This window comes from Paenisporosarcina macmurdoensis (assembly GCF_042658845.1).
In the GTDB taxonomy this organism is placed as follows: Bacteria; Bacillota; Bacilli; order Bacillales_A; family Planococcaceae; genus Paenisporosarcina; species Paenisporosarcina macmurdoensis.
This window is the reverse complement of sequence record NZ_JBHSRI010000010.1, coordinates 1-12,714: the sequence shown is the minus strand read 5'-3', so window position 1 is coordinate 12,714 and position 12,714 is coordinate 1. Positions and strand designations below refer to the sequence as shown.

At 35.9% G+C, this 12,714-nt stretch carries 16 protein-coding genes and 1 pseudogene; 4 read left to right on the top strand and 13 right to left on the bottom strand.

Annotated features, from left to right (window positions below; genetic code table 11):
- Positions 1-17: 17 nt before the first annotated feature.
- Complete coding sequence (locus ACFPYN_RS08915) at positions 18-758, bottom strand: hypothetical protein (RefSeq protein ID WP_377733658.1); 741 nt, start codon at positions 756-758, stop codon at positions 18-20.
- A 564-nt stretch (positions 759-1,322) separates the two neighbouring features.
- On the opposite strand from ACFPYN_RS08915, the gene ACFPYN_RS08910 reads away from it, so the two are divergent.
- From ACFPYN_RS08910 to ACFPYN_RS08895, 4 genes are all read left to right on the top strand, one after another.
- A complete protein-coding gene (locus ACFPYN_RS08910) occupies positions 1,323-2,021 on the top strand; it encodes a response regulator (protein ID WP_377733657.1) in 699 nt (232 codons plus the stop codon).
- The gene (locus ACFPYN_RS08905; protein WP_377733656.1) at positions 2,011-3,015 is read left to right on the top strand and encodes a sensor histidine kinase; all 1,005 of its coding nucleotides are present in this window, start codon (positions 2,011-2,013) and stop codon (positions 3,013-3,015) included. Before ACFPYN_RS08910 ends, ACFPYN_RS08905 begins: the two co-directional genes overlap by 11 nt.
- A gap of 104 nt (positions 3,016-3,119) precedes the next feature.
- Positions 3,120-3,881, top strand: a complete 762-nt coding sequence (locus tag ACFPYN_RS08900; RefSeq protein ID WP_377733654.1) for an ABC transporter ATP-binding protein — start codon at positions 3,120-3,122, stop codon at positions 3,879-3,881.
- Positions 3,871-5,814, top strand: coding sequence for an ABC transporter permease (locus ACFPYN_RS08895; protein WP_377733653.1), 1,944 nt, complete (start codon positions 3,871-3,873; stop codon positions 5,812-5,814). The genes ACFPYN_RS08900 and ACFPYN_RS08895 overlap by 11 nt, the downstream gene beginning before the upstream one ends.
- Positions 5,815-6,037: 223 nt before the next feature.
- Here ACFPYN_RS08895 and ACFPYN_RS08890 read toward each other — a convergent pair.
- The 12 genes and pseudogenes from ACFPYN_RS08890 to ACFPYN_RS08835 form a co-directional block, all read right to left on the bottom strand.
- A pseudogene (locus tag ACFPYN_RS08890) lies at positions 6,038-6,230 on the bottom strand (hypothetical protein); the annotation flags it as partial.
- Between the two features lie 27 nt (positions 6,231-6,257).
- A complete protein-coding gene (locus ACFPYN_RS08885; protein ID WP_377733652.1) occupies positions 6,258-6,965 on the bottom strand; it encodes a M48 family metallopeptidase in 708 nt (235 codons plus the stop codon).
- Between the two features lie 449 nt (positions 6,966-7,414).
- Positions 7,415-7,651: a hypothetical protein gene (locus tag ACFPYN_RS08880; protein ID WP_377733651.1), complete on the bottom strand. Its 237-nt coding sequence runs from the start codon at positions 7,649-7,651 to the stop codon at positions 7,415-7,417.
- A 158-nt stretch (positions 7,652-7,809) separates the two neighbouring features.
- Positions 7,810-7,983: a hypothetical protein gene (locus ACFPYN_RS08875; protein WP_377733650.1), complete on the bottom strand. Its 174-nt coding sequence runs from the start codon at positions 7,981-7,983 to the stop codon at positions 7,810-7,812.
- A 125-nt stretch (positions 7,984-8,108) separates the two neighbouring features.
- Positions 8,109-8,543 (bottom strand): hypothetical protein, encoded by a 435-nt coding sequence (locus ACFPYN_RS08870; RefSeq protein WP_377733649.1) that lies wholly within the window; start codon positions 8,541-8,543, stop codon positions 8,109-8,111.
- Positions 8,544-8,634: 91 nt separating this feature from the next.
- Entirely contained in the window at positions 8,635-9,042 is a 408-nt protein-coding gene (locus ACFPYN_RS08865) for a DUF5412 domain-containing protein (RefSeq protein WP_377733648.1), read from the bottom strand.
- Between the two features lie 196 nt (positions 9,043-9,238).
- On the bottom strand, positions 9,239-9,649 hold the full coding sequence (locus tag ACFPYN_RS08860) for a barstar family protein (protein WP_377733647.1): 411 nt from the start codon (positions 9,647-9,649) through the stop codon (positions 9,239-9,241).
- 197 nt (positions 9,650-9,846) lie between these two features.
- Positions 9,847-10,116 carry a hypothetical protein gene (locus ACFPYN_RS08855; RefSeq protein WP_377733646.1) on the bottom strand — a complete coding sequence of 90 codons (270 nt, stop codon included), beginning with the start codon at positions 10,114-10,116 and terminating at the stop codon, positions 9,847-9,849.
- A 118-nt stretch (positions 10,117-10,234) separates the two neighbouring features.
- On the bottom strand, positions 10,235-10,507 hold the full coding sequence (locus tag ACFPYN_RS08850) for a hypothetical protein (protein WP_377733645.1): 273 nt from the start codon (positions 10,505-10,507) through the stop codon (positions 10,235-10,237).
- Positions 10,508-10,563: 56 nt separating this feature from the next.
- Positions 10,564-11,040 (bottom strand): hypothetical protein, encoded by a 477-nt coding sequence (locus ACFPYN_RS08845; protein ID WP_377733644.1) that lies wholly within the window; start codon positions 11,038-11,040, stop codon positions 10,564-10,566.
- Between the two features lie 65 nt (positions 11,041-11,105).
- A complete protein-coding gene (locus ACFPYN_RS08840; protein WP_377733643.1) occupies positions 11,106-11,252 on the bottom strand; it encodes a hypothetical protein in 147 nt (48 codons plus the stop codon).
- A gap of 914 nt (positions 11,253-12,166) precedes the next feature.
- Positions 12,167-12,448 carry a hypothetical protein gene (locus ACFPYN_RS08835; RefSeq protein ID WP_377733641.1) on the bottom strand — a complete coding sequence of 94 codons (282 nt, stop codon included), beginning with the start codon at positions 12,446-12,448 and terminating at the stop codon, positions 12,167-12,169.
- Positions 12,449-12,714: the final 266 nt, after the last annotated feature.

Here is a 12,714-nt window from a genome sequence, read left to right as displayed (position 1 = left end):
TTACTATTCAAATAACCTCACTTATCAAAGTTAAAGCTCTTAAAACGATACTTACAATACAAAATTACTAGTTGCTCTGGCAGAACAAATTGCATTACAAAAAATAAAGCAATTCCAATCACAATGAGCATCATCATGTTAATATCGTTAATGGCAGTTGTTCTAGCAATATATTGAATTGTAAAAACAATTCCTAAACCAGCAATAATTGCAACAGGCACATAAGATGAAGTTTCAAAACGTCCCCTCAATTTATCTTTTTTAGAACCTTTTCTATAATGTCCTTTTCTCAGTAGAATATAAAATCTAATGAACGTAGCGATAAAGATTAATAATCCAACTCCTAGTATGATATACGTGAATAGAATGAGAGAATCTTCGCTTACTCCCTCGCCTTCCCTTTCGTAACCGACTGTAAATAATACAGTGATTAACACAGTAATTGAAAATAAGTTTTGAGACAATAAAATGGAGAGTAAATACTGTATTCTCTCGCTTTTTTTATATACTATTGGGATTGCATAAATAAGGGATAAGACAGTAAGTATAACTATTATCCAAAAATGTACTATTAATATATTGTCTTTATATGGATAAACTGAATAACGCCCTACCACAAAATACTCTATAGAGAAAAGTAATGACTGTAAGAATATAGCCAAAATTAGAATACCCGCCAGCGCAGAAGGACTCTGCCTGCCTGACTCTAGAGGTCCTTTAAGCACTTCAAAATCTTCTTCTTTCAGTTTGGAAAACACATGACTACCTCCATTATTGATTTCCGATTAGGTTAAAGTGGATTTCCCTCTCATGCCGTCTATTATTGCTATGCCAACGTCAACGCTTGTACTAAATTACGAGAACGCGTAAACCTTCTATAGACCATTCTAAATTCACCATTTGTCATCCTTCCTAGTGAGATACTACTCTGCTGTTGCAATAATCTCATCACCACCAGGATTTTCTCAAATCTTAATTGAGTATTTATTTACCACATCTTATCTCAACTTACATGCATGATTATTTTCCAGTTATTTTCATTGTAACTATTTTCTAGCAAATACACTATTTAAAGTTAACTTTTTCTAATTTAGGTCACATGCATATTCTTTCACTTTGGCAGTTAGAACTGGGGCGTATTCGATTTCTAGATGAGGGAGGTCTTAATAAACAAGATTAGTTTTTGCTTAATTAATGCACGTACATTCCAGCACTGCCCCCAAGTTGGTTTTTTTCGTTATCTCTATGTTCATTTCAATTCGCAAACTGACAGAATTTGCTATACACTTTATGTATGACTAAACAACTGAGTGGTGATATTCTTGTTTAAATTATTGTTGATTGAAGATGATATTTCCTTGTTTGATGAGATCCAGGACAGGCTCACGCAGTGGTCATTCGACGTGGCTGGCATCAGTGATTTCAGTCATGTCATGGAAGAGTTTATTTCAGTAAAGCCAGATTTGGTCATCATTGATATCCAATTGCCCAAATTTGATGGCTTTCATTGGTGCCGAACGATTCGCTCGCAATCGAATGTTCCGATTATCTTCCTATCCTCCAGGGACCATCCCACGGACATAGTTATGTCGATGCAGCTGGGGGCGGATGATTTTGTTCAAAAACCTTTTCATTTCGAGGTCTTAATAGCGAAAATCCAGGCGATTCTTCGCCGTACCTATAACTATAATACTGAACCAAGCAGCATCCGAAAATGGTGCGGAGCTACAATTGATTTTGAACAAAATATGGTATCTAATGAGTTAGGATCCGTTGAACTGACAAAGAATGAAAGCTTTATCCTACAACTTCTCATCGATCAGAAAAACAAGATTGTTACCAGGGATGATTTGATGAACCACCTTTGGGACGACAAGCGCTTTATTAGCGACAATACGCTGACGGTTAATGTTAACCGACTGCGCAAACGGCTCGACGAGTTGGAACTTGGACAATACATACAAACGAAAGTTGGCCAGGGATACTTGGCACTCGATGAGGATAACAATTATGATTCGTAATTTCTTGAGCGAACGGATCAGCTGGATTCTCCTGTTCGTCGCATTGCAAGGCATGAGTCTGTTCATTGCCTATATTGACTCGACCATCCCATTCGCGTCCATGCTCTATATTTCTTTCTTATCCTTCCTGCTTTTTGCTGTCTTTTTGTTCTTCCGTTATTTTAAAGAGACAAGATTTTATAAAAGCCTGCAAGATTGGGAAAGCAGTCTCGACCTTTCGGAAGTTGCTGAACCGGTCAGTCCTTTTGAAACAATCGTCGTGCGTAGTATCACGGAGCAAACTGCCCTTTTGAAAGCGGAGCTGTCAGAAAACCGCATTCAACTGGAGCAGGAAAAAGACGATCTTCTCTCCTGGATTCATGAAGTGAAGACGCCGATGACCGCCATGCAATTAATGATCGGACGCGTCGAAAACGTCACGCTGAAATCTCAGCTGAACCAAGAGTGGCTGCGGATTCACTTGCTTTTGGACCAGCAACTACATCAAAAACGGCTAACGGTTATCGAGAACGATCTTTATATCGAACAGATTCATCTCGAATCAATCGTTTTCAATGAAATCCAGACGATGCAATCGTGGTGTATACAAAAAGGAATCGGCTTTGATATTCAGCTCGACAGTACCAATGTGTTGAGTGATGCCAAGTGGTTGTCCTTCATTATTAGGCAACTATTGACCAATGCCATCAAGTACAGTAAAAAAAGCGATATCTTCATTAGGAGCTATGAAAAAGAAGGACAAATCTGCCTGGATGTGACAGATAAAGGCAGAGGAATCGATCAGAAAGATCTTCCAAGAATTTTTGACAAAGGGTTTACGTCGACTACCAATCATCGGGAGCAGGTCTCAACTGGTATAGGTCTTTATTTGGCGAAAAAAGCGGCATTGCCCCTTCTCATCAAAATCAATGTGAAGTCTCAGATTGGCCAAGGGACGACTGCCACCCTATCTTTCCCAAAACAAAATGAATTTGTGAACTTACAGGGCATGTGACAAAAGTGTCACATGCTTTTGTTTTTTGTTCGGCTAATCGCAGGATTACCATGCCATTCCTTTTTATAATGAAGTTATCACAACAACAAAAGGAGTACGGGCATATGAACATATTAGAAGCAACGAAAATCCGTAAAAGCTACGGTAACAAGTTAAATAGACAGGAAGTTTTGAAAGGCGTTGATATCAGTATTCGTAAAGGTGAATTCGTGGGCATTATGGGTGCATCTGGTTCTGGCAAGACGACGCTTCTCAATGTTCTTTCCACCATCGACCATGTAAGCGAAGGCATCATCCAAATCAATGGCAGTGAAATGACACGGATGAAGGAGAAAAAGTTGGCTGAATTCCGTAAAAACCATTTAGGTTTCATTTTCCAGGAATACACTCTGCTCGACACTCTGACCGTGAAGGAGAATATCCTTCTGCCATTATCGATCACAAAATTGCCAAAACAAGTAGCTGAAGATAAGTTCTCTACATTGGCTCGTGAACTAGGAATAATGGATATCGCGCATAAATACCCAAATGAAATTTCAGGAGGGCAGAAACAACGAACATCTGCTGCACGGGCTTTCATCCATGAACCGAGCATCATTTTTGCGGATGAGCCGACTGGTGCACTTGATTCAAAATCTGCTTCCGATTTACTTAACAAACTGAGCGAATTGAACCGGCAGCGCCTTGCAACAATCGCCATGGTAACACATGACCCTACTGCAGCAAGCTTCTGTAGCCGGGTTATTTTCATCAAGGATGGTCAGGTATATACACAACTTCATAAAGGAGATCAATCGAGAAAGACCTTTTTCGAAGATATCATCAAAACGCAAGGTGTGCTGGGAGGCGTGCAGAATGAATATTAATATTCTCATCTTCCGCAACCTGAAAAAGAATCTTAAAAACTATTACCTGTATGTATTTGCCCTCGTTTTCAGCGTCGCACTGTATTTCTCTTTCGTCACGCTACAGTATGATCCATCAATGGATGCAACGAAAGGTTCTATCAAAGGTGGAGCCTCCGTTCGTGCAGCCTCCATCCTTCTTGTCGGGATTGTTTCGATATTTGTGTTGTATGCCAATACGATTTTCATCAAACGACGGAGCAAGGAAATCGGATTGTTCCAATTGATCGGTATGAATAAAGCAAAAATATTCCGAGTATTGAGTATCGAGAACCTCATCCTATATTTCGGCTCAATCGTGGTGGGGATTTTCGTCGGATTTTCCTTTTCTAAATTGATCCTGATGATTTTATTCAAAGTGACTGCGGTGGATACGCATGCCTCCCTTCAGTTTTCATCTCAGGCGTTTATCCAGACGCTGGTTGTTTTCCTTGGAATCTACCTGTTGATCCTGGTCATGAACTACCTATTCATCCGAAAACAAAGCATTCTCTCGTTGTTCAATTTGACCTCTTCAACTGAAAACAATGTAAAAAAGACGTCCAAGCTGGAAATTCTCATTGGAATCGCCGGGTTGCTTTTAATTGTTTCAGGCTATTTCGTATCATCGAAATTATTCGATGGTGATTTCTCTGAAATGACGGGACTGCTCATTGCGATGGTCTACACGCTTGCTTCGGTTATTATTGGGACTTACCTCTTTTATAAAGGCTCGGTCAGTTTCATTGCCCATTTGATAAGAAAGAAGAAAGATGGACATTTGGCGGTCCATGAAGTCTTATCTCTATCATCCATCCAGTTCCGTCTGAAATCAAATGCTCTTTTACTAACCATCATCACAGCTGTTTCTGCTCTTGCGATTGGTCTGCTGTCCTTGAGTTACATCTCCTACTATTCTGCAGAAAAAGTTGCACAGGATTATGTACCAGAAGATTTTGCGCTGACTGATGCGGCAACTGCAAATCAATTTAAACAGTCCCTAGAAAGGGCAGATATAAGGTATAAAGAAACACAAATCGATGTTCTCCAGGTGAAATTCGATGTTTCGGATATTATGGATACTGAACTAGCCGATTTACCTGCATATGACATGGAGCTTCCGGTCATAAGTGAACGAAGTGTCAACATGGATGTTTCAGCTGATGAAACTCTTTTCACTGGAATAAGCTCCATTTTGTTAAAAATAATCACCATCAAAGATTCCGGTAATATTGAGCTCATTGGAACTAATGAATCCATCTCGCAAAAGTTCATTGGCCTGGAAGATGAGTTCGTAGTTTCCTCCTACTTCACTAACGGAGGACTTCCCACCGCAATCGTAGATGAGACTCTTTTCGAAAAACTGAAAAAAGATATGGACCCCGAGATCCAATTGGATTCCACTCTCTATACTGGTATAAAAATTTCCGATGGTGACCAGCTTGAACAAGCAAATAAACTGTTCACGGATATCAAGCCTAAAAATGGCAATCCCTATTTAAACGAATCACGACTAGACATCAGCAATAACCAAAAAAATTCAATGGGCCTTGTCATGTTCATTGTCGGCTTCCTCGGACTCACTTTCCTAATTACATCGGGCTGTATCCTGTACTTCAAACAGATGGGTGAAAGTGATGAAGAAAAGCCTAGCTATACCATTCTACGAAAGCTCGGTTTCACGCAAGGCGATTTGCTGAAAGGAATTTGCTTAAAACAGCTCTTCAATTTCGGCATTCCATTAATTGTCGGACTTGTACATAGCTACTTTGCGGTCCAATCTGGCTGGTTCCTGTTCGGGACGGAGCTTTGGGCACCAATGTTCATTGTAATGGGACTTTACACAGCTTTGTACTCGATTTTTGGACTATTGTCAGTTCTATATTCCAAGAAGGTGATTAAGGAAGCTCTTTAATAACTTCGATTAGCAATATTCAAATTGAAAGTAACTTCCCACTAATTACCAGCTTTATTTATATGACAAAAAACTGGAGTCCAAATTCGGACTCCAGTTTTTTATATTCATATTATGATTTCATGAAAATTTTTATTTAGCCCATCGTTCAAGTATAGGTACATTTCTTGTAAAGAATTCTGTAGAATTCGTATGGGCATGATTGGATGTGTAGCTCTTTAATTTACGTCACAGCTGCTTGAACCGCCTTCACACAATCAATTGCAACAACGATTGCAATAATGAGGTTCTCCATCTCTTCGTTCAAGATTTGAACCTTGTAACTTTAGCCCCAAGTGAACCACTCCTTACTCACTTTACCGACAACTTCGCCGAACTTGTAACACCTCAAAATCCAATTCCCACCAGTTACCACGTTCACAGGCACCTTAGATTAAGCGAGATTAAACGGTCATCTTCCAGCTTGATTGGGCTAACCAATTTTCTTGTTCCTTAAAATTGGGACTCATCTTCCCAACAAGACGCCAGAAGGATCGGTCATGATTAAGATGGACCATATGGCACATTTCATGAACGACCACATAGTCAATCACTTCTAGAGGGGCCATTGCCAGCCTCCAATTAAATGTTAACTGTAGTTGTGAATCACAAGTGCCCCATGTTTTTTTACTATCAGTTATACGAATAGAGCGCGGTTTTATCTTAAAATCACTTTGATGGTTTCTGACACTTTTCTCTACCATAGCTTTACAGCGTTGAAAATAAAATCTTTTTAAAGCTTGTTTAATTTTTTCATCCTCTAGTTGTTTCACAAATATATGTAATATATCCTCTTGAAAATCAACATGGTCTTGCTTAATCGTATTATCTTGAAAAATCTGAATAGGATAGGTTTTCCCTAAATAAAGAAAGCTCTCACCTTGATGATAAACTCTCTCCTTTGGCCCAAGCATTCTTTCTTTCATCTCTTTTGATTTTTGCTGAATTTGTTCCCAATTTCGCTCTAGTAATTGAATTACTTTTTCATCGGATGTCCCTTTAGGAGTCTGGACTTCAACATGTCCATAGACGTCTATATGAACCCCCATGGATTCCCGCTTTTTGTACTTGATTCCAAATTGTATCGTTTCACCTAAGTAGGTATGTCTCATTTATTCACCTTTAGTAGCGATTCACGCGCCTATCCTCATGTTTATAGTTAATCCTTTTATTTTTAAGCCACTTCATTCTGTTTTTCATACTCACCGACTACTAATTCATTATCAAAATTTTCTAGTTGGACAAACCTGCCCACTATAGGCAGTACACTGATTGCGACTAACCTAATTTACATTATCAATATAACATATGCCGATCTATAAGCTCATTTAGCAATAAAATTATTACCTGAAAAGCATACTTTTTTTCTTCTTTATACTTAAACATGGTGCTTCTGTCTACCAGGAAGTAGTTTTAAAGTTCCTTTGTCACCTGTATAGAATTAATAAAGTCATTTAATCTTCTTCTATAAGATAGAGCCTTACCACATTCGATTATGTAGTAAGGCTCTTTAAAGTTATTTAATTCGAATTCCGAATCTTTAAGTAACGCACCCGTTAGTTTAATAAGAGGGTGTATAAATTCTATCTGTGTCGGTGTCTATAACAAAATCAACTTTTATTTTGCTATCAAAAAGAATATGTTCAAAATTATGAAGCCTACAAAACACATTGGGGATGTCGCTTATTTCATAAGTTAGTTCTTTTGCTTCAAGATACTTTTGTTTTAATTGCTTTTTAGTACATTTTTTTCCTGTAAGTAGAGCTTGATGTAAATAACCGTCTATTTCAATAATCAATAATTTTCACTTCTGTTTGCTAAACAGCAATATAGCTTAGATTTTTTAAATTGTCTCAGTTTAACACGTACTGGTGTTGAACTAAACTAGCTGCGTTAGTTTAATTAGAAAAAGAGTTATATACACCCAAGGATCTTCAACTCAAGCACTTCGTTAGTTTAAGTAAAAAACATTGAAATAGATATAAGAAATAAAACCATTACTAGTATAAAAGGAACTAATGCCTTTCTTATTTCTTCTTCGCTTTCAGCTTTCTTAACCTTCTTTTTATAATCAATCCAACTAATAATCGTTGCAATGGAAACTATAATTACATATGGAAGTTCTTCCAAGTGAATCCCTCCTATTAACCTTTATTCGTTAGCAGTTCATTCAATTCCTTGTTGAAGTAACCTGCGGCGTTAGTTCAATAAGTTCAACAAAAAATGCGTTAATCCTTCTTGGATCAACGCACTCGTTAGTCGAATAAGAATTCTCCTTCTACTTTTGCAAAATCAGTCCATAATTCATTTTCATTTACCTTGTATTTTTCTTTTTTTAATCTTTTTACCATTAATTCTAATGCTTCTTTTAGGTTATCAATAAGATAATTTTTAATCTCTATTCCATTAAGTCCTTCCCATTTTGAGCGTGGCATACCAACATCAATTGTAATATATCGATATTTTTTACTAAGTCGTAATTTCTCACAACCTTCAAACTCCCAGTACGCCAAGTCACCATCTACGCGGAGAATTGGTGCAATTTCATCAATCTCTTCACAATATATTTTGTCGCAAAACCTATATATTAATTTCCTTAATTCAAAAAGGTGAGGTCCAACAACTTTACCTGCATTTACATCTCCTATGTCAGCACCAAAGGTTATATAATGTTTATCGTTACTTTCCATCAGTTCACCTTCATTCTTAAACTTCGTAATATAATAACATCATTTCCCTTATTGAACTAACCTGCTTACGTTAGTTGAAGAAAAAAGGTCATTATTGATTTCTAAAATCGAATTTATCACTTGGCACATCTAACGTATGTCCGTTAATTATCACCGTGTTATTGTCTGTCCAAGAAATATTTGCAGTATCTTCTCGATAGTTCCAATAGATATTTTTGGATTTATTATCTTTTTCATTAAATACCAACTCACCACGAACAGAATATGAAGTTGTTGCTCCCCCATTGGTGACATAAGCTTTTAAAGTGTATTTTCCATTAGGTGACGTTTCTTCTGTGACATATTCGCCTGTCGGTAACCTATTCATATCAAAGAATGCCCAGTAAACTCCATACCCTACTACTGAAACAAAGACTAAACCCACTATTAATAATCCCTTTAATAAATTTCTGTAAAATCTCTTTTTCTCATATTCAACAACCTCGTCTTTATGTTTCAAATTCATAATTCCCCCTTTTTAAGCAAATATCTTTTATTAGACTTACCTCAAAATTCAATCCTCTTGTAATGAATACGTTAATTCAACCAATGAAGTTCCAATAACAGTAAAAAATCCTTATTGAACTAACCTGCTGCGTTAGTTGAAGATGATCTTTCAGATATGTATCACAATTCCCAAGTGAAAAGACCTGCTCTTATTCCACCAAATAAACCATAAAAGACTTTCTTCTTCCCCCAACAACAACATGTTCCACTTCGACCTCCCAAAAAGGTAAAACATGATCTTCAAGTGTCGTTATTATGTTTTTTTTCATCAAAGGATCATCTTTAATAAATTCATTATAGTTATGGATTATCAGTATCAATTGTTCCTTGTCGCCTAACCAATGCAAATCTGTTATCCAATCCAGATATCTATCGAAACTGTCCATGCAAGATGTTGGAAATTTAAATTTAGTTTGCATTGCAGAGATATAATCAATCCAAGAATGAATACATTTTCCATCAAGTTCAACCATATGAATTTTATCTTTAGAGATATTATGTTTTAGCTCATTGATTTCATTTTTATCAACATTGACCAAACGATTAATTTCTTCATTCAATGATTTTTCCTCCCTTAATTTTATTTTCAAAGTAGTTTTGTGAATTCTTAATACTTCCCTAGATATGTGAGTGATGCTTTCAATAATATCCAATAAATTTCGGTATTCTTATTTGAACTAACCTGCTGCGTTAGTGCAATTAGTTCAACAAAAAAAGCGTTAATCCTTCTGGGATCAACGCACCCGTTAGTAAAAACTCACTTTAAAAAAGACTTGTCAAAATACTCCATTACTAGTATTACTAGCCCTAAAATCGACATCAACAATCCTACAACAAATGGGAAACCTAGAAATAAACTTTGAACAACATCATCCCCATATTGCTTTTCTCCAAAAATTGCATACCACAACTGTGAACCAGACCAACCAGTCATGCTAGGAATATATGTTACTGCCGCCAAAATTATAGTTAATGTAGTAAATAATCCCCCTAACATTATAAAACCGCCAATTATTGTCCTTTTCATTCTTTCTCCCCCAATCTATAAATTTCCCTTGTTAAACTAATCTGCTTCGTTAGTACAATAAGTACAACAAAAAATGCGTTAATCCTTCTTGGATCAACGCCCCCGTTAGTAAAAATTACTAAGAAAATTGAAATGCTAACATAAACAATATAACTCCAAATCCAAAATCCAGAAGATAGACCCTTTTATCTTCTTTTTGAAAATAACTTTCAATCCCATCTATAATTGAACCAACCCCTAATATGCCGAATAACCAAACAAAATAGAAATTATTATCCTTGACTATGCCCATTACCAACATAAACAAAGATGCTATGCTGATTAAAATTTTTATAATAATAAATGGTTTTGAACTTTTCTTTTTTACCCTTTTTTCAAAAAACAATCCCATTCTAGAACCCCCTTGCATTTTATTAGATTCTTTTTTTGTTCAACTAAACTGCCCCGTTAGTTCAATAAGATGTTACATTTTAATTGTTTCTTTGCTTCCTTTACGATCAATGTAATTAGAGCTTCCCTTGTAATTCCCTCTACATTATCGCCATATTGATAGTCGTCTATCATTACACTAATCTCATACCATACATTTAATTCTTCGCTAACAAATTCTTCACGAACTACCTGATAAATTTCATATGCATAGTTAATTGCATTAGATTCATTATCTGTTATTTGTTTTACCAAATACCAAAAGTAATACTTAGAACAATCATCCTGCGAGGGTTCTTCCATACCTAATTCTCTTACTGCTCTATTGAAATAATTTTCTACCTCAAAAATATTTAGAGGTTCACTTAGGGAAGAAAGAATACTTAGGGATGTAGATGTATCACTATTTTCTAACATTTTGATAGCCCAATTAACATAATCGACAGGTTCCACTTTCTTTTCAAATATTTTATAATACAACATTTTAGTTTCCATAACTTACTCCTTTTATTTTCCTTTACTTGTTCAACTAAACTGCTGCGTTAGTGAAACAAGAATAACTAATTTTCAATATTATTTTTATGCAAATCTTCTCTTAGTTTCTTTAGTTCTTCTGCTTGTTTTAGCACATTATTATTTATTCGTCTAATCAAATCATATATTGCAATTAATACTGCCAACAGCAATATTACAAATAACAAATCCATTCAAAATCCCCCTATACTTAGCCTGGAAAAATTATACCTTGTTGTTGCACTAACCTGCTGTGGTAGTTCAATAAGTTCAACAAAAAAAGCGTTAATCCTTCTTGGATCAACGCACCCGTTAGCCATCCATGTAGCGAAAAACCATCGCTACACCACAGAGGATGAAAATAAGTGCAGAACGAAACTGAATTTTCATGGGAGTTGAATAAGTACATATTAATTAAGAGCTACCGTTTCTGTATAGCTTTAAACAGTATGTATATAATTCCGCCAAAAATAAATATGTAGCCGAAGACTAATGAGTCTTCAACTTGATTAAAGGGTTTGCCATAATTAATTATTAGAAGTAAGATTCCACAAATAATCAGTACACTGCCTATGAGAAATTCATCAAAAAACTTTTTCATTTAAATACCTCCCCAATTTAGTGAGAACTTATTGAAGCACCCGTTAGCTGAAGAAGGTAAATTTCATCCACTACCTGTTTTTTCTGATATGTCTCATTAAATTATATTAATATATTACAAACCAAAGAACTATGCCAACAACGACAATTGCTTGACCAAGAAAAAATCTAGAATACTGAAGGATATAGCCTCCGAAGCTTAGAATTAAGGCTAACCATTTATAATCATAAATAGCTGAATGACTTTCAGCTATTTACCCCATTATAGTTGAGAAACTTAGCCACATTAAAACCAATGGAATTACAATATTTAAAATAACTTTAACGACTTTCATACAATTCCCTCCACATTCATTTCTGACATAAACCCCGATCTGGAAAGTATTCAATTTGATTCCAAAAACCAGGTAAAAGGCTGGTTCTTTAACTAAACTGCTGCGTTAGTACAATAAGTTCCACAAAAAATGCGTTAATCCTTCTTGGATCAACGCACCCGTTAGTTCTATACCTAGAAATTTTCGCTTATATCCCACTTTCCTCCTGAACCATGATAAGTTTCAACTGAAAGTTGATATTTTCTACTGCACTTTACACATTTAAAAGCGTGGAAAATATAATCCTTCGGGAAAGTCCCACCAGATTTCAAGTCTTCTATATCACAATTCCCTTCGGTAAGTACCAGTGTACCCTGGCTTATTATTAATTTAAGTTGTTCTAAAAGATTAAAGTATTCGTAAAGCGATGTTATTGATATTTTCTCATTAAAACCATCACATTTTAAACATTTCATTTTCTTCACCTTTTCAAAATGATTGATTTATTTTTTATCTTATTGTACTAAACTGCCCCGTTAGCCATCCATGTAGCGCAAAACCAACACTACACCACAGAGGATGAAAATAAGTCAGAACGGAATTGAATTTTCATGGGAGTTGAATAAGAAAAGCACTTCAATCAGTTAAATTAAAGTCCCTTATGAAAGGAGAAATTGTTTCTAATGTTTCTTTTGCTATAGATATAACTTCCTTTAGTTCAAAAGATAGATCTCCATTTTGA